We start from the raw sequence: 16,315 nt of genomic DNA on the forward strand, positions 1-16,315 counted from the left end.
CGTATTGGGGGGAGGCACCATGCCGCTCACATTCAAACGTTCGGAAAGGCTCTCCATCGGCACCGAAATAGAGCTGCAGCTGGTCGATGACGAGCGCTACGATCTCACCGATCGGGCCGATCGGGTAGTCAGCGCGGTCGGCGATCGCCGGCGCGTCAAACATGAGCTCACCAAATCGATGGTGGAGCTGAACAGTTCGGTGCATCGCGATCTCGATGAGCTGCACGCCGAGCTGCGCACCCTGACGGATACCGTCCGGCGCAGCGCACAGCGCCTGGGCTGCGACGTCTGCGGCGGCGGCCGCCATCTCAGCAACGACTGGCGCAAACAGGTCATCAGCGACAGCGCGCGCTACAGGCAGTTGGCCAGCCGCTTTGGCTATCTCTCCAAGCTGGCCTGCGTGTTCGGCCAACACATTCACCTCGGCGTCAACGACGGGGACGAGGCAATGTACCTGTGCCATGCGCTGACGCCCTATTTTCCGCAGCTGATCGCGCTCAGCGCTTCGTCGCCGCTGTATCAGGGCGTCGACACGCACTTTGCCAGCTCCCGTTTCAGCGCCCAGAATTCCTTCCCCAACTACGGATGCCTGGAACACATCTACAGCTGGCGCGAATTCAACGCTTACTACGAACGGCTGAACGCCGCCGGCGTGATTGAAAGCGTCAAGGATATTTACTGGGATGCGCGGCCGAAACCGGAGCTGGGTACGGTGGAGATCCGCATCTGCGATACGCCGCTGCGCCTCGCGCACGCCGTGCTGCTGGTCGGTTACTGCCGTCTGCTGGCTGATTTTCTGTTGCGGCGCCGGACGCCGATCGCGCCGGAATACGATGCCTTCACCCATTACAACAAGATCAACGCCTATCGCAGCGGTTTCGCCGCCGAATACGTCGATCCCGCGACGCTGCGCCGCAGCAGCCTGACCGCCCACATCCTGCACACGCTCGAAGCGCTGAGCGATTGCGCCGAACGGCAGGAGGATCGGGCCGTGCTGCAGGCGGTCGAGCGCCATGTCCGCCAGGGCATCAGCGATTCGGAGCATATCCGTCAGATGTTGCACAACGGCCTGCCGCAGGCTCAGGTGATCAAGCGCCTGTGCGACGAGCTGTTGCAGCCGGCAAGTTAAGTTTCAGCTATCGATTCCATACGCTAAAGCCACTGTTCATTATGTGCTCTTTCGCTACAATCGTGAGCACTGACATTCACCGTATCGAGGACACCATGTACAACTTCTCCCGCTATCAGGCAAAAGAACTGGCGCTGGCTTACATGAGCGGCAAAAAACACGATCTGTCGCCGCAAGAGTTTTTGCAACAGCTGAAAAGCAGCGAACGTTCGTTTGAGCACCTGCTGAAACACGGCAGCGAAATGCCGCGTGAGGTGCTGGTTAAAAGCTTCTGAACGGCCGGTCGCCGGCCACTTTCCCCCTACGCCGCCGGTGGCGAGCCTGACAGGCCCGCGCATTCCCGGCCGTTCATCCCCCACTCCCCACTCTGCTTCATTTCGTCTTCACAGGCGAAAACCTGATAAATTCGTATCCACAGGCGAATTATTGACATATTCGTATCCAGGTGCGAATTTATAGTCATCCCTCTGCAAACAACGGAACACGCCATGCCGACGCCAATCAGCGTTATCAGCGGCGATCTGGTCGATTCTCGCCGGTCAGACACCGTCAACTACCTCAATGGGCTGCATAGCCTGCTCGACCGGCTACGGCGCGACGGGCGGCTGCATCAGGTGGAAATCTTTCGCGGCGATGCCTTCCAGGCGCAGGCCGCCCCGGAGGACGGGCTGCTGCTGGCGGTGTACATTCGCCTCGCGCTGCGGGCGATGGGTGCCACGCACTGGGATGCGCGCATCGCCATCGGGCTGGGCAGCCAACGGCCCGACGCCACCGGTTACGGCAGCGCCTTTATCAATTCCGGCAGCGCGCTGGACGCCATGGCAAAAAATTGCCGGCTGGCTCTGAAAACCGACAACGATCGGACAAACGCCATTGTCAGCGATCTGCTGCCGATGTTAGATCATGTGATTGGCCGCCTGTCACAGGCCGAAGCGCGCATCGTTCAGGCGAGAATGTTCGCCGACAGCGGCGCCGCCGTGGCGGACCAGCTGCAGAAAGCCGCCTCCACGGTCTCCGCCGCGCTGAAACGCGCGGCCTACGAGGAAATCATGCGGTTTATTCACGCCATTAACAGGATCGTCTGACTATGGATCTGACCTATGCGCCCTTGCTGGCCTGGCTGTTGCTCGTCCATCTGCTGGCGGATTTTCCGCTGCAGCCGCTGAGTTGGGTGGAAGATAAAATCCAACATCGCGCACGTTCACGTTTTCTGGTGTTGCACGCGTTGCTGCACGGGGTGCTGGCCGCCTGGGTGGTGGCCGGTTTCGGCCTGCTGCACGGCGGGCTTTCCTCATTTCAGGTGCTGGCCAGCCTGCTGGTCATCGCCGTCAGCCACTACCTGATCGATCTGCTGAAAGTCACCGCGATGAGCCGCCTGAGCCCGGCCCGCAGTTTCCTGCTCGATCAGGGATTGCATCTGGCGGTGATCGCCTTGCTGTGGCTGGGGCTGACGCCGAACGCCGGTGAACTGCTCGCTGCGCTGGGGCGGCAACTGGGGCGTTGGCAAACCGGCCTGGTGCTGGTGGCCTACAGTCTGATTTATCTGCCGATGAGCCTGCTGATCGGGCAGCTGCTGGCGCGCTGGACGCCGCAAATGCCGCCTTCGGCCAAGGCCGACAACGACTCGCTGCTGCGCGCGGGCAAACAGATTGGCTATCTGGAGAGAACGCTGATCCTGACCTTTGTGTTGCTGGGGCAAATCCCGGCGATCGGTTTTTTGCTGGCGGCCAAATCTATCTTTCGTTTCGGCGATCTGCGCCAGAGCGACGATAAGATGCGCACCGAGTATGTGCTGCTCGGCACGCTGTTTTCCTTCACGCTGACCATCATGCTCGGCCTGCTGGTCAACAAACTGCTGTAGGGGTGCGGGGGCGAAGAATTTCGCCCCCGAAGTGAACGCCGAGGCGGCTTAGAGCCACTCGCCGAAGCGGCGGATATAGAAACGCTTCATCAACTGCGCGACCACGCAGTAGCTGACCAGCGTAGCGGCCAACCACGGGAAGTATTCCCACGGCAGCGGCTGCAGGCCAACCAGGGCACCGAGCGGCGAGAACGGAATGTAGATGCCGAGCGCCATCACCAACCCGGTGGTCAGCAACACCGGCAGCGCCGCGGTGCTCTGAATGAACGGGATCTTCTGGGTGCGCAGCATATGCACCACCAGCGTTTGCGACAGCAGCCCCTCAATGAACCAGCCGGACTGGAACAGCGCCTGGTGTTCCACGCTGTTGGCGGCGAACACGTACCACATCAGCGCATACGTCGTGATATCGAAGATTGACGAGGTCGGCCCAATCCACAGCATAAAGCGCCCGATGTTTTTGGAGTCCCACTTGCGCGGCTTGCGCAGGAACTCTTTATCCATCTTGTCCCACGGCAGCGACAGCTGAGAAATGTCGTACATCAGGTTTTGAATCAACAGGTGGATCGCCAGCATCGGCAGGAACGGGATGAAGGCGCTGGCCACCAGCACCGAGAACACGTTGCCGAAGTTGGAGCTGGCGGTCATGTTCAGGTACTTGATGATATTGCCGAAGGTCTCGCGCCCTTTGATCACCCCCTCTTCCAGCACCATCAGGTTCTTTTCCAACAGGATGATGTCCGCCGACTCCTTGGCGATATCGGTGCCAGTGTCGACCGAAATGCCGACGTCGGCGTCGCGCAGCGCCGGTGCATCGTTGATGCCGTCGCCGAGGAAGCCGACGGTATGGCCGTTGGCCTGCAGCATTTTCAGCACCCGCGATTTTTGCAGCGGCGTCAGCTTGGTGAAGACCGTGCGCTGCTCCACTTCGCGCGCCAGTTCTTCGTCATCCATCTGTTCAATTCGCAGCCCGGAGAGCGGTTCACCCGGTTCCAGCCCAACGTCGCGGCAAATCTTGCAGGTGATCACCGGGTTGTCGCCGGTCAGCACCTTAACCGTCACGCCGTTTTCCTGCAGCGCGGCGATCGCCTGCTGCGCGCTCTCCTTCGGCGGATCGAGGAAGGTCAGCAGCCCTTGCACCACCATGTCGCGCTCGTCGGCCACGCTCAGCGGGTCGGCCGGGCGTTGCGCATCCAGCTCGCGCGTCGCCAGCACCAGCACGCGGAAGCCGTCTTCGTTATACTCGCGGGCCAGCGCCTGCAGCGCCGCACGGCGCGCGTCGTCCAGTTCCAGCGTCTTGTCGCCTTCACGCACGTGAGTGGCGATCTCCAGCATCTCCTCTACCGCACCCTTACAGATCAGCTGCTGCTTGCCATTTTCGTCCGCCACCACGATCGACAGCCGGCGGCGCACGAAGTCGAACGGCAGCTCATCCACCTTGCTGAAACGGCCCAGGGCTTCGATCCCCGGTTTGCCGCGCCCGAAGCGGATCACCGCCTGGTCCATCAGGTTCTTCATGCCGCTCTGATGGAAGCTGTTCAGCCAGGCCAGGTGCAGCACCTCGTTATCCCTGGCGCCCGTGACGTCGATGTGGTGCTCGAGAATGATACGGTCCTGGGTCAGGGTGCCGGTCTTGTCGGTGCAGAGCACGTCCATGGCGCCGAAGTTCTGAATGGCGTTCAGGCGCTTCACCACCACCTTGCGGCGCGACATGGCGATCGCCCCTTTCGCCAGGTTGGAGCTGACGATCATCGGCAGCATTTCCGGCGTCAGACCAACCGCCACCGCCAGTGCGAACAGCGCCGCCTCGCTCCAGTCGCCTTTGGTGAAGCCGTTGATCAGCAACACCACCGGCACCATCACCAGCATGAAGCGAATCAGCAACCAGCTGACGCTGTTCACCCCGCGATCGAACGCGGTTTGCGCCCGCGAACCGACGATCGACTTGGCCAGCGAGCCGAAGTAAGTGCGTCCGCCGGTCGCCACCACCACCGCCGTGGCGGTGCCGCTGGCGACGTTGGTGCCCATCAGGCAGATATTGGAGAGCTCAAGCAGCGCGTTCTCGCTGGATACCTCCCCGTCGCTCGACTTCTGCGCCACGTTGCCCATCGCATCGTATTTCTCGATGGGGATCGCTTCGCCGGTCAAAATCGCCTGGCTGATGAACAGATCGCGCGAGGCGATAAGACGCACGTCGGCCGGCACCATGTCACCGGCGGAGAGCTGAATGATATCCCCCGGCACCAGTTCGCGGATTGGCACTTCCAGCGTCAGCGGATGCGCGCTGTAGCTGCTGCGACGCAGCACCGTGGCGGTGGTGCGCACCATCGACTTCAGCGCTTCCGCCGCTTTGTTGGTGCGGTATTCCTGCCAAAAACGCAGCAGCCCGCTCAACGTGACCATGGTCAGAATGATAATAACGCCGGTGAGTTCAGTTTCTTCACCGCTCTGGCGCGGCAGCCAATAATCGGTAAAGAAACTGATCGCAGCCAGCACCATCAGCACGAAGATAAACGGGTTGTTAAAGGCCTTGATCAGCTGAATCAAAGCATGCGGCGCCTTGTCGTGGGCGACCTGGTTGGCGCCGAACTGCTCCAACCGCTCATCGGCGTCGTCCTGGGTCAAGCCGTTGCGGTTGCACTTAAGGTTCGCCAGCGTTTGGGCGATGCTGTTGGTCGCCTCTTGCGCAATGGCGTAGGTCACCGCGTCTTTATCACGGCGACGCGTTCTTTCATTAATCTGAGTCATAACGCTATTCTCTTATTTTCGTTCTGCGCACAGGGATATCCCGCCCGATAAACAGGTGACTCTGCGCAGAGTGGAATTTTTTAATTAGCGTGACTGAATAGCGTGATTACCCTGTCAGCCACGCAGAAATCATTTCCCTTCCGGGGTCATCGTCCATAACGCCTCCTTAATGTTCCGCGTTATTCAGGCGTGCCTGAATAAACCTGAACATATAATCAAGTTAGTAAATATTTATATAATTAATCAGACCGGTAATTCAGACGCGACGCGCCAGCGAACGGCACTCACGCTTTTTTCCAGGCTGACGCGGCAGACAATACCCTCAATTTCTTTTTGCGCAGCCGGCGTAGCGGTAATTTCCGCGCACACTTCCAATTGCCCCGGGCTGGAAATATCGGCGCTGCGCAAGGACTGCAGCCGCAAGGCGACGCCGTTCAGCGCCTGAAGAATCAGGGTGCGCACCAGAATTTCATCCTGTTCGCCGCAGGTCACCTGAATGCGATAGCACAGTTCCAGATCGGTCGCCTGCTGGTGCGGCTGCAGGTTGATGCGCTGCGCGGCTTCGCGCAGCAGGATATTGGCGCACAGGATCACCAGCGTGGCGACCACCGCATCCCAATGCTGGCCCAGGCCGCACAGGACGCCGATCCCCGCCGAACACCACAGCGTGGCGGCGGTGTTGAGGCCGCGAATGTTCAGCCCTTCCCGCATGATAACGCCGGCGCCGAGAAAGCCGATACCCGAGACAATCTGCGCGGCCACGCGGCCGGCGCTGGCCGGATCGGTGGACATGGAGCTGAGAATAAAGACCGCCGCGCCGGTCGCTACCAGCGCATTGGTGCGCAGGCCGGCCATACGTTGGCGCCACTGGCGCTCGGCGCCAATCACCGCGCCCAGGCACATTGCCAGCAATAAATTTAAAACGAAAGGAGTCATAGCCATGACTGTCCCCTTAATTAACCGCAGGAGATAAAATCATGTGCTGTTTAGCACACGCAAAGTCGCGCCGAAAATAAATCAGCGAATCAGCGTGCTGTGCCTGGAGGGAAAAGGCTGTGGCTGCAGAATACCATAATAACGTCCAACTCAATTCACCTGAAACCGCCAGGCCTCAGGACACGTTTTTTATTCGGGTATGCACAGCTCAGGAATAACTGGAGAGGGGTGCTGCCCGCCGATAACGGCAAGCAACAAATCAGAAGAGAATTGGTCAGCTTGCCTTATTTGTTTTATTACAACTACAACTGTCCAATTGGGTTTCTCCACCGAAATTTTGGCTGAGTATAGTGACGTCAGGTAATGAAGTAAAGGCTAATTTATTAAACGAAAAATAAACTGGAATACCGCGATCATATTTCGATGTCACAAATAGGCAGCGACAACGTTGGGCGCCAGTGCGCTTATCGGTAAACTGTCCCCCTTCATCTTTCAAGGACGCCCCCGATGAAACACCGGCTTTCTCCGCTCGCGCTCGCGCTGCTCGTCAGCTTTCCCGCAGATGCCCTGCTGCTGCAGCAAGGCGACGCGCAGTTTGAACTCGATCCCGCCACGCTGCGCGTTGCCGCCGGCGCTGTGCCGGTCAATCTGGCGCAGCCCGCGCAACCGGTGGCGGATCTCACTGCGTCGCCACAACGCGCCAGCTGGCGCTGGCCACAGAGCGCGGTCAAGGTTAGCGCCAGGCTGGAGGACGGCGATCTGCGCCTGAGCTTCAGCAGCGACCGGCCACAGCTTCTGAACTGGTACCGCCTGCCGCCGCAGGCGGAAACGCTGTTGCTGCCGATCGGCGAAGGCAGCCGCATTCCGCTCGACGACGCGGTCTGGCGCCATTACCTGACGGCGGAAATGACGCCGCTGGATACCAACTGGGATCTGAAGCTGCCGCTGTGGAGCCAGCAATACCAGGGCAAGGTCTACAGCTGGCTGATGTTGACGCCGTTCAGCAACCGGGTCACCTTCGCCGCCGCGCAGGAAAAGCTGGAGATGCGCGCCGGGCATCAGTTCAACCGCTTCAACCAACAGCAGGCATTCGAGGTGCTGCTGCACGTCGGTGACACCCCGCTGTCCGGCGCCCGCCGCTATCGCGACTATTTGCAACAAAGCGGCCAGTTCAGCAGCCTGCGCGAGAAGATAAAGCAGGCGCCCGAAGGCGAAAAGCTGATCGGTGCCACCCATGTCTACCTGTGGGGCGACAAACTGCTGGCGGCGGAAGACGTCAAAGATTGGCCGGGGTTGCTGCACTACCTTGCCTCTCCGGCCGCCGCCGGGCTGCGGCAACAAATGGATGCCGAGAGCAGAAAGCTCCTGCTGCAGCTGGCGGGCAAAACACCGGAGGGCTGGCAGCAACAGCCCCTGATCGACGGCATCAACCAGGCGTTGACGGCGCAAATTCCGCTGGACGCCACGCCGGATGACGCCGATTTTCTGCAGGCACAGCAGCGCCAGGCCGCTGCGGTGCGGGAGCGGGCACAGCGAGAGCTGGGGCGTTGGTTAACCCCGGTGGACCGTTGGGGGCAAGGGCTGGCCAAACCGGTGATCGATGCGCTGCGCCAGGCGGGTTTGCCGCGCCTGTGGTTGGGCACCGATAACTGGACCGCCGCCTTCCTGCACCCGCAGGCGGTAACCGCCGCCAAAGCGGCCGGCTATCTGATCGCCAGCTACGACTCCTACGATACCGCCATTCCACGCGGCGTGAACGACAGCTGGCTCACCGCGCAACTGCCGACGACGCTGCGGGAAACCTGCGCCATCGTGCGCGCCGACGGCAGCAAGAAACCCGGCTTCGGCAAACAGGGTTACTACCTCAATCCGGGCTGCGTCCTGCCCTATTCTCAACAGCGCATGCGCGAGTTGGTGCAACTGGCCGGGTTGAACAGCCTGTTTCTCGACGTGGACGGCACCGGCATGGTCTCCGACGACTATCAGCCCGACCACCCGACCGGCGCGGCGCAAATGGCCGAAGCGCGCAACGCCAGGCTGGCCTGGTTCAGTGCCACCCTTAAGCTGCCGCTCGGCTCGGAGGACGGCAATGCGGTGACCGCTCGCAGCCTGATGTTCGCCCACGGCATGGAAACCTGGGGATTCGGCTGGGGCGATAAACAGATGAATCAGGATAAATCCTCGCCCTATTATCTCGGCGCCTGGTGGCCCAACGCCCAACCGGCGTTTTTCTTCCGCCCCGCCAAGGTGAAACAGCCCTACCGCACCGTCGAATTCGATCCGCGTTACCGCCTGCCGCTGTACCAGGCCGTTTTCCACGATGCGATCGTCAGCAGCCACCACTGGAATTACGACAATCTGAAGTTCAGCGACGTTCAGACCACCCGCAGTCTGCTCAGCCAGCTGTACAACACTGCGCCGATGTTCCATCTGAGCCGCGCCACCCTGGCGGCCCGCCTGCCGGCGATCAAACGCGCCGACGCCGCCTTCCGGCCGCTGCATCAGGCCCTGTGGGACAAAGCGCTGACCGACTTCCGCTGGCTCGATCGGGACGGCTGGGTGCAACAGACGACGTTTAGCGACGGGTCGACGCTGACCGCCAACTTCAGCGAGCAGCCGTTCGCCGGCGTAGCGGCCCACAGCCTGCGCGCCCAACTGGCCGACGGCCGCACGTTCGACGTTGCGCCTTAGCAAGGTCGCCGGCGGTGGGCTACGCTAGGCTATATTTCCGACGACCCGCAAGGAGTGGCCGATGACGCCTCTGATCCACACTCTGCTCGACGAGATTTGGCAAAGCCTGGAGCAACGCCCGGCGCCCTGCGACCGGTTAACCGTAAGCGGTACCGGTGCATTGCCTTCGGCTTTTCCCGTCACCGAATTGGCTACCGCCGCCTGGAGCGCCGCCGGTTTGGCCTGCGCCGAATTGCTTCGCCGCAAGGCAACCGAAGCGCCGCAGGTCTGGGTCGATCAACGCCTGGCCTCGCTCTGGTTTGGCTGGACGCTGCGTCCTCTGGGTTGGACGCTGCCTGCGGTCTGGGACGCCCTGGCCGGCGACTACGAGACAGCAGACGGCTGGATACGCCTGCATACCAATGCGCCGCACCATCGGCGGGCGGTGGAACAGGTGCTGGGCCCTGCATCGGACAAAGGCACGCTGGCGGCGCGCGTGCTGAGCTGGAAAAAGAGCGAGCTGGAGCAGGCAGTGATCGAAGCCGGCGGCTGTGCGGCCCAAATGCGCTCGGCGGCCGCGTGGCGGCAACATATTCAGGGCAAGAGCGTGGCGCTCGAACCCTTGATCCACACCTCGCTGCAGCCGGAAGCGCCGCCGCCGGGTTGGGAGCTGCCCATCGCCCGGCCGCTGCACGGCGTGCGGGTGCTGGATCTGACGCGCATTCTCGCCGGGCCGATCGCCACCCGTTTTCTCGCCGGTTTGGGTGCCGACGTGCTGCGCATCGATCCTTACGGTTGGGATGAGCCCGGCGTCGAGCACGAGGTGATGCTGGGCAAGCGCAGCGCGCGCCTCAACCTGACCAATGCGCACGATCGCCATACGTTTGAACATCTGCTGAGAAACACCGACGTGATCGTACATGGCTACCGTGCCGGGGCGCTGGAGAAGTTGGGCTATGGCACGGAGGAAAGACGCGCGCTGGCGCCGGGCCTGATCGACGTCTGTCTGAATGCCTACGGCTGGAGCGGGCCGTGGCGCACCCGGCGCGGTTTTGACAGCCTGGTGCAGATGAGCTGCGGGTTGGCGGAGGCGGGCATGGTTTGGCGCAGCGCCAGTTTGCCGGTGCCGCTGCCGCTGCCGGTACAGGCTCTGGACCACGCCACCGGCTATTTGATGGCGGCGGCGGTGCTGACCGGTATGGCGCAGCGCCTGAGCCGCGGCACCGGCTACCACGCAAGGCTGTCGCTGGCGCGCACGGCGCAACTGCTGCTGGCGCATCCCTATCCGGCGCATTATCGGCCGCAAGCCCTGACGCCGGCCGGCCCCGCCGACGAAAACCCGGAAACGGAACTGACCGACTGGGGCGCCGCACAACGTCTGCGCGCCCCGTTAAGCCTGCAGGGCACGGCGCTGCAATGGGCGCTGCCGGCGACCGCGCTCGGCACCTCGCAGCCGGCTTGGCTGCGCCGTTAAATAGCCGCCAACTGTTGCTGCAGCCACTGCAGCAACCGCAAGACCGCCGGCGTCAACCCGGCGGTCTGCGGCCACACCAGATAAACGTCGTCATCGCTCAGGCGACAGGGCGCGGCCAGCGCCACCAGCCTCCCGGCGGCGATCGCATCCTGCACCAGCAACTTTTTCGCCAGCGCGATGCCAAACCCCTGCTCGGCCGCGCGAATCAACAATCCGGCATCGTTGAACAACGCCTGTTGCCGCCCGCACAGCGAGCGCCCTTGCGTATTGAACCAGGCGCGCCAGGGGCTGACGTCGTGCTCCAGCAAGGGAACATCGCCGCCGTTCTCGAATGCCGTTCCCCATTGCCGCGCCATGTCCGGCGAGGCGACCGGCAGCACATCGCCCGACGCGATGCGCTGTGCCTGCAGTCCCGCCCACTGACCGTTACCGATGCGGATCGCCGCATCGAATCCGCGCTGCGACAGATCCTGCAATGTCAGCGATGCATCGATATCCAGCGCAATATCGGCGCAGGCTTCATGGAAGGCCGGCAGGCGCGGCAACAGCCAGTAATGGGCAAAAGACGGCAGCACGCTGATACGCAGCGTCTGGCTTGCCGCGGCGCGCCGGGCGCGGGCAACGCCCTGCTGCAGCGCCTGCAGCGCCGGCTCTACCGCCGCCAGCATCTCTTTCCCGGCCGCATTCAGACGCACACCGCGCCCGCGCCGTTCAAACAGCGAATAGCCGACCGCCTGCTCCAGCAGCTGGATTTGCTGGCTGACCGCACCATGCGTTAAATGCACCTGCTGCGCCGTGGCGCGCAAATTCTCCAACCTGGCGGCGATAACGAAGGTCGGCAAGACATGCAGGGGAAGGCGTTCACTCATCACTGGTTAGCCGGATTATCCAAAAAGGTTATTTTTCATCGATTTTGGCCCGCAGGCAACTGTTCTATGTTTATGCCATCTATCCCTGATGCTTCGGAGCCGCCATGCACCCACGTTTACAACAGGATCTTACACAGTTTCCGCAGATCCTCGACCACACCCGCCAGTTGGCGGAAGATTTTCTGGCCGGGCTGCAGCAGCGATCGGTCTGCCCACCGCTCGCGCAACAGCAGCTGCAACCCGGTGACGATCGGCTGGCGGAAAACGGTGAAGGCGCCCTGGCGGCGCTGGATGACTTTTGGCAGCGTTATCAGGCGGGCATTTCCGCCAGCGCCGGCCCGCGTTATTTCGGCTTCGTCACCGGCGGTGGCACCCCGGCGGCGGTCGCGGCGGACTGGCTGGTTAGCGTGACAGACCAAAATAGCCAGCTCAGCCATGATACGATCGCCGCGGCGATCGAACTGGCCGCCGTGACGCAGTTGAAATCCCTGCTGGGCCTGCCGGAAGCGTTCAGCGGCAGCCTGGTCAGCGGTGCCACCATGGCCAATTTCGCCGGGCTGGCCATTGGCCGGCAGTGGCTGGGCCAACAGCACGGCGTGGATATTGCCCAACGGGGCCTGGCGGCGCTGGGGCCCATCCGGGTGCTGGCGGCCAATCCGCACGCCAGCAGCGTAAAGGCGCTCAGCATGCTCGGCATCGGCCGCGACGCGCTGACGACCGTCGCCAGCCTGCCGGAGTCTGAGGCCATGGATATGGCGGCGCTGGAGCGGCAGCTCGCCGCCGGCGCTGGCCGCCCCACGTTGGTGCTGGCCAGCGCCGGCACGGTCAACACCGTCGCCTTCGACGATCTGCCGCGTCTGCTGGCGCTGCGGGAGCGTTATCCGTTTTGGCTGCATGTCGATGCAGCCTTCGGGGGCGTGGCGGCCTGTTCGCCGCTGTATGCACCACGACTCGCAGGCTGGCAACAGGCGGACTCCATCACCGTCGATGCGCACAAATGGCTGAACGTGCCTTATGACAGCGCGATCCAATTTACCCGCCACCTGGATCTGCAGATGCAGGTATTTCAGAACCATTCGGCCTACCTGGAAGCGCCGACGCCGCGGCCGGACAACTATCTGCATTTGACGCCGGAAAATTCGCGGCGCTTTCGCGCCCTGCCGCTCTGGCTGACGCTGAAAGCCTATGGCCGCAGCGGCATACGGGATATCGTCGAGCGCAACGTCCGATTGGCGCAGGCGCTGGGCGCGGCGTTAGCGGCCGACGACGGTTTCCATTTGCTGGCGCCGGTGAATTTGAACGTGGTGTGCTTCGCGCTCAGCCGCCCGCAGGGCGACAGCGAAGCGGCGCGCGATCGCTTTCTCGAGCGCCTTAACCGGCACGGCGTGGTGCGTTGCACCCCAACGACCTATAGCCATCAGCCGGGGATCCGCGCCGCGCTGGTCAACTGGATGACGGAGGAACGGGACATCCGGCTGGCGCTGGACTCGCTGCGCCACTGTCTGCCAGAGACGGCCTAAGGCGCGCGGCGCTATTCGAGTTGGAAGGCCTGCAAACGCCGCGCTTGCCGCCCGTCATCGCTGATGTTATCCGGCGACAGCCAGGCGGCAAAGGCGGCGTGTCGCGCCGGCCATTCCGCGTCGATGATCGACAGCCAATCGGTGTCGCGCGTGCGCCCTTTGACGACAACCGCCTGGCGGAAAGTGCCTTCGTACCGGAACCCCAAACGCTCGGCGGCCTGGCGCGAAGGCAAATTGAGGCTATCGCACTTCCATTCGCAGCGCCGATAGCCAAGATCGTCAAACAGATGCCGCAGCATCAGGAAAATCGCCTCGCTGCCCAGCGCGCTGCGCCTCATCAGCGGCGACCAGTTGATGGTGCCCAGTTCGGCCACGCCGTTGCCGGGATCGATGCGCAAAAAAGCGCAGGTGCCCACGGCGCGCCCGTTCGCCTGATCGACCACTACCATCGTGTTCCTGTCAGCGCTGGACGCCTGAGCCTGGAGGTAACGCTGAAAATCCTCGCACGTCTGCGGCCGTTCCCAAAACAGATAGGTCCAGTCTCGGTCGTCCTCGGCGGTTTGGTAAGCCCGATAGAGCTCATCCCCCCAGCGCTCAAGGCTAAGGGGTTCAAGGCGGCAAAACCGCCCTTGCAGCAACCTGTGCCCGGGCAGGCCTGCCGGCTGCCAATGAGGAAGGGCATCGCCTATTGGCTGCCCATACTGATTCTGTCTCACTGCGACATCCTGCTTTTGAAAGGTGGAAAGGCAAGTTAAAACCAACGCGGGCCGGAGACAACTCCGACCTGCCCCCCGCCCCGCTGGCGCGGGCAACAGGATGATAGTTTAGAAAAACAACTCAATCACTGTTAAATATTCACCAAAATTATTTCAATCAAAATAAATATCCAGATAACTCATTGTAAAACGGTGATTTATAGCAACAATTAAGCTACACATTTCAGCCACAACGTTAACTTTTGTTGGTTGTTATGATAAAAAAAGAAGTGATTATCATTAACAGGTGAGGAAGGGTATGATTCAACTTAATGATTTTTATCGTTAAAAAAACAAAGAAACCAAAAGAACACTTTTTAAGCGCTCAAAAAACGCACTGAAAAACTTCAAAAAGCCAACACATGAATTTTTTTTAAGACTTTTCCTAGCAAACTAAAATTTTGTTTCGTGACATGATGAACAGAATCTCGGCAAGCAATGTCAGCAAGCGCGGGCGCCAAGCGCAAGTCAGGCCGATCGCGTCAACGCCGAGCGGGCAGCAAATCTCGCTGACTTAAGCCAAACTTATAGATTCATGTGATTAATAAGTTTAGTATGAAAATATCATTGAGTGCCGTCGTGTTTATTGATAGAACACTGGCTACACTGAATTATTGCTCCATTTTGCCTTTCGGCTTTTCAGGCTTTTTCTCATATTACCGCAGTAAAACGGATTTAAGTGGGGGTGCGATATGCCAACGATCATCATGGATTCATGTAGCTATACCAGATTGGGATTAACCGACTATCTGACTTCGCATGGCGTGAAAAAACGCCATATTAATGCCATCGAGGATATTGACAGCCTGCATGAAAAATGCAGCAAGTTGAATCCGAGCCTGGTGTTTATTAACGAGGACTGCTTCATCCACGAAGCAAACGCCACCGAGCGAATAAAACGGGTGATTTCACTGCACCCGGATACGTTATTCTTCATCTTCATGGCTATTACCAATGTACATTTCGACGATTATTTATATGTTCGCAAGAACGTCATCATATCGTCAAAATCCATCAAACCAGAGACTATGAATCAGCTACTTAGTCACTATCTCGAGAGAACGTCCCTACGGGCGGAGAAGTCCTCTCTGGACCAAACGCCGGTAACGCTGAGCCAGACCGAATCGAACATGTTACGCATGTGGATGTCCGGTCAAGGCACCATCCAGATATCAGACCAGATGCAAATAAAGGCCAAAACGGTCTCCTCCCACAAGGGAAACATCAAGCGGAAAATAAAGACGCACAACAAGCAGATCATTTACCACGTTGTTCGTTTGACCGATACGCTGACCAGTGGAATATTTGTCAATAGCCGTTGAGCCGCAGAGAATGCCCCCACTCTGTTTTGTCGACCGTTAAATATCCGGGGATAAAGTCACCGGGATATCGGATACTGGAACCACCAAAAGAATACCTGCTGCGCTATCCCCCCGCTAGCGCAGCGGGTATTTTTTTGCCGGCGATAAAAAAAATCTTACCGTAATGAAATAATCTCAAAATGGACAATTTCATTAGCAAATTAATGAGATTAACCGACGTTACTGCCCATGCTCGCGACATGGCTCCACAAACGTCCCGTCACGGCTGTCGATTTCATTAAAAAACCATACGCCCGCCGGATAGTCTTCAAGAGAAACCAGATACATAGTCCCTTCGTTGAATACCTCTACGGCCAGAATGACGCCCTCGCGCCGCGGGCCGCCGTCTGTTTTTACCGTCACTCGATCGTTAACCTGCATACCGTTCCCCATCATTTGCGATTGGCATCAGTGTATGACAAAACCCAGGGGGAAGGACACCGCCCCGCACCAATCCGGCCTCGCTCTCAGCGTAGCCGCCGCCCGGATTTTCACTTTCTTAACGGTTTGGCCGCAGAATCTTAAGCCGGCCTCGCGTAGCCTGTCTTCAGGCGTTTCCCCCCCAGAGAAGCGCTCGCAAATGAAGAAGTAACAAGGAACTTTTGCCCGCAGACTTGCGGGCTTTTTTTTGCGCACCGCCGAATTGCAGGCATAAAAAAACCCGCCGCAGCGGGTTTTTTTCAATCAGCGGTAGACGCCAATTAGATAGCGGTAACGTTAGCCGCAGATGGACCTTTCGCACCGTTCTCGATAGAGAACTGTACGTTCTGGCCTTCAGCCAGGGTCTTGAAGCCTTGATCCTGGATAGCAGAGAAGTGTACGAATACATCTTTGCTGCCGTCTGCTGGGGTGATGAAACCAAAACCTTTAGCTTCGTTGAACCACTTCACTTGACCTTTGATCAGGTTAGACATGTCTATCTTCCTTCAATAATAAATGTAAGCCGCTATGGGCGATATAGCCGGTCATCAGTTACTTATGGAGGCACTGGA

The 16,315-nt window shown here is 60.0% G+C and carries 14 protein-coding genes; 8 read left to right on the top strand and 6 right to left on the bottom strand.

Annotated elements, in window-relative coordinates:
* Positions 1 to 19 precede the first annotated feature (19 nt).
* The 4 genes from V8N38_RS15430 (at position 20) to V8N38_RS15445 (ending at position 2,990) form a co-directional block, all read left to right on the top strand.
* A complete protein-coding gene (locus V8N38_RS15430) occupies positions 20 to 1,129 on the top strand; it encodes a YbdK family carboxylate-amine ligase (RefSeq protein ID WP_070914617.1) in 1,110 nt (369 codons plus the stop codon).
* Positions 1,130 to 1,224: 95 nt separating this feature from the next.
* Entirely contained in the window at positions 1,225 to 1,404 is a 180-nt protein-coding gene (locus V8N38_RS15435) for a hypothetical protein (RefSeq protein WP_019453520.1), read from the top strand.
* A gap of 213 nt (positions 1,405 to 1,617) precedes the next feature.
* Positions 1,618 to 2,214: a hypothetical protein gene (locus V8N38_RS15440; RefSeq protein WP_087763101.1), complete on the top strand. Its 597-nt coding sequence runs from the start codon at positions 1,618 to 1,620 to the stop codon at positions 2,212 to 2,214.
* A gap of 2 nt (positions 2,215 to 2,216) precedes the next feature.
* Positions 2,217 to 2,990, top strand: a complete 774-nt coding sequence (locus V8N38_RS15445) for a DUF3307 domain-containing protein (RefSeq protein ID WP_060420642.1) — start codon at positions 2,217 to 2,219, stop codon at positions 2,988 to 2,990.
* A gap of 48 nt (positions 2,991 to 3,038) precedes the next feature.
* On the opposite strand, the gene mgtA is transcribed toward V8N38_RS15445, so the two are convergent.
* Positions 3,039 to 5,738: a magnesium-translocating P-type ATPase gene (gene mgtA, locus V8N38_RS15450; protein WP_038876668.1), complete on the bottom strand. Its 2,700-nt coding sequence runs from the start codon at positions 5,736 to 5,738 to the stop codon at positions 3,039 to 3,041.
* A 243-nt stretch (positions 5,739 to 5,981) separates the two neighbouring features.
* Positions 5,982 to 6,680 (bottom strand): MgtC family protein, encoded by a 699-nt coding sequence (locus V8N38_RS15455; RefSeq protein ID WP_025303346.1) that lies wholly within the window; start codon positions 6,678 to 6,680, stop codon positions 5,982 to 5,984.
* Between the two features lie 501 nt (positions 6,681 to 7,181).
* On the opposite strand from V8N38_RS15455, the gene V8N38_RS15460 reads away from it, so the two are divergent.
* Together V8N38_RS15460 and V8N38_RS15465 are read left to right on the top strand one after the other, a co-directional pair.
* Positions 7,182 to 9,365 (top strand): glycoside hydrolase, encoded by a 2,184-nt coding sequence (locus V8N38_RS15460; protein ID WP_100395618.1) that lies wholly within the window; start codon positions 7,182 to 7,184, stop codon positions 9,363 to 9,365.
* 61 nt (positions 9,366 to 9,426) lie between these two features.
* Positions 9,427 to 10,818 carry a CoA transferase gene (locus V8N38_RS15465; protein WP_147839788.1) on the top strand — a complete coding sequence of 464 codons (1,392 nt, stop codon included), beginning with the start codon at positions 9,427 to 9,429 and terminating at the stop codon, positions 10,816 to 10,818.
* Here the strand turns inward: V8N38_RS15465 and V8N38_RS15470 are convergent.
* A complete protein-coding gene (locus V8N38_RS15470) occupies positions 10,815 to 11,690 on the bottom strand; it encodes a LysR substrate-binding domain-containing protein (RefSeq protein ID WP_089186122.1) in 876 nt (291 codons plus the stop codon). The genes V8N38_RS15465 and V8N38_RS15470 overlap by 4 nt on opposite strands.
* Positions 11,691 to 11,791: 101 nt before the next feature.
* Here V8N38_RS15470 and V8N38_RS15475 point away from each other — a divergent pair, with 101 nt between their 5' ends.
* Entirely contained in the window at positions 11,792 to 13,207 is a 1,416-nt protein-coding gene (locus tag V8N38_RS15475; protein WP_147839787.1) for a pyridoxal phosphate-dependent decarboxylase family protein, read from the top strand.
* 11 nt (positions 13,208 to 13,218) lie between these two features.
* Here the strand turns inward: V8N38_RS15475 and V8N38_RS15480 are convergent, their stop codons facing one another.
* On the bottom strand, positions 13,219 to 13,860 hold the full coding sequence (locus V8N38_RS15480) for a GNAT family N-acetyltransferase (RefSeq protein WP_147840038.1): 642 nt from the start codon (positions 13,858 to 13,860) through the stop codon (positions 13,219 to 13,221).
* Between the two features lie 794 nt (positions 13,861 to 14,654).
* On the opposite strand from V8N38_RS15480, the gene rcsA reads away from it, so the two are divergent.
* The gene (rcsA, locus tag V8N38_RS15485) at positions 14,655 to 15,284 is read left to right on the top strand and encodes a transcriptional regulator RcsA (protein ID WP_033635078.1); all 630 of its coding nucleotides are present in this window, start codon (positions 14,655 to 14,657) and stop codon (positions 15,282 to 15,284) included.
* 219 nt (positions 15,285 to 15,503) lie between these two features.
* On the opposite strand, the gene dsrB is transcribed toward rcsA, so the two are convergent.
* Together dsrB and cspE are read right to left on the bottom strand one after the other, a co-directional pair.
* Entirely contained in the window at positions 15,504 to 15,704 is a 201-nt protein-coding gene (dsrB, locus tag V8N38_RS15490) for a protein DsrB (RefSeq protein WP_038877309.1), read from the bottom strand.
* Positions 15,705 to 16,024: 320 nt separating this feature from the next.
* Positions 16,025 to 16,237, bottom strand: a complete 213-nt coding sequence (cspE, locus tag V8N38_RS15495) for a transcription antiterminator/RNA stability regulator CspE (protein ID WP_049201327.1) — start codon at positions 16,235 to 16,237, stop codon at positions 16,025 to 16,027.
* Between the last annotated feature and the right edge of the window lie 78 nt (positions 16,238 to 16,315).

This window comes from Serratia nevei, from assembly GCF_037948395.1.
GTDB classification, from domain to species: domain Bacteria; phylum Pseudomonadota; class Gammaproteobacteria; order Enterobacterales; family Enterobacteriaceae; genus Serratia; species Serratia nevei.

Excerpts from the sequence above, each read along its gene's own strand:
- rcsA (WP_033635078.1), top strand. The coding sequence starts at position 14,655 with ATGCCAACGATCATCATGGATTCATGTAGCTATACCAGATTGGGATTA.
- V8N38_RS15455 (WP_025303346.1), bottom strand. The coding sequence starts at position 6,680 with ATGGCTATGACTCCTTTCGTTTTAAATTTATTGCTGGCAATGTGCCTG.
- dsrB (WP_038877309.1), bottom strand. The coding sequence starts at position 15,704 with ATGCAGGTTAACGATCGAGTGACGGTAAAAACAGACGGCGGCCCGCGG.
- V8N38_RS15465 (WP_147839788.1), top strand. The coding sequence starts at position 9,427 with ATGACGCCTCTGATCCACACTCTGCTCGACGAGATTTGGCAAAGCCTG.
- mgtA (WP_038876668.1), bottom strand. The coding sequence starts at position 5,738 with ATGACTCAGATTAATGAAAGAACGCGTCGCCGTGATAAAGACGCGGTG.
- cspE (WP_049201327.1), bottom strand. The coding sequence starts at position 16,237 with ATGTCTAACCTGATCAAAGGTCAAGTGAAGTGGTTCAACGAAGCTAAA.
- V8N38_RS15430 (WP_070914617.1), top strand. The coding sequence starts at position 20 with ATGCCGCTCACATTCAAACGTTCGGAAAGGCTCTCCATCGGCACCGAA.
- V8N38_RS15435 (WP_019453520.1), top strand. The coding sequence starts at position 1,225 with ATGTACAACTTCTCCCGCTATCAGGCAAAAGAACTGGCGCTGGCTTAC.
- V8N38_RS15475 (WP_147839787.1), top strand. The coding sequence starts at position 11,792 with ATGCACCCACGTTTACAACAGGATCTTACACAGTTTCCGCAGATCCTC.
- V8N38_RS15440 (WP_087763101.1), top strand. The coding sequence starts at position 1,618 with ATGCCGACGCCAATCAGCGTTATCAGCGGCGATCTGGTCGATTCTCGC.
- V8N38_RS15460 (WP_100395618.1), top strand. The coding sequence starts at position 7,182 with ATGAAACACCGGCTTTCTCCGCTCGCGCTCGCGCTGCTCGTCAGCTTT.
- V8N38_RS15445 (WP_060420642.1), top strand. The coding sequence starts at position 2,217 with ATGGATCTGACCTATGCGCCCTTGCTGGCCTGGCTGTTGCTCGTCCAT.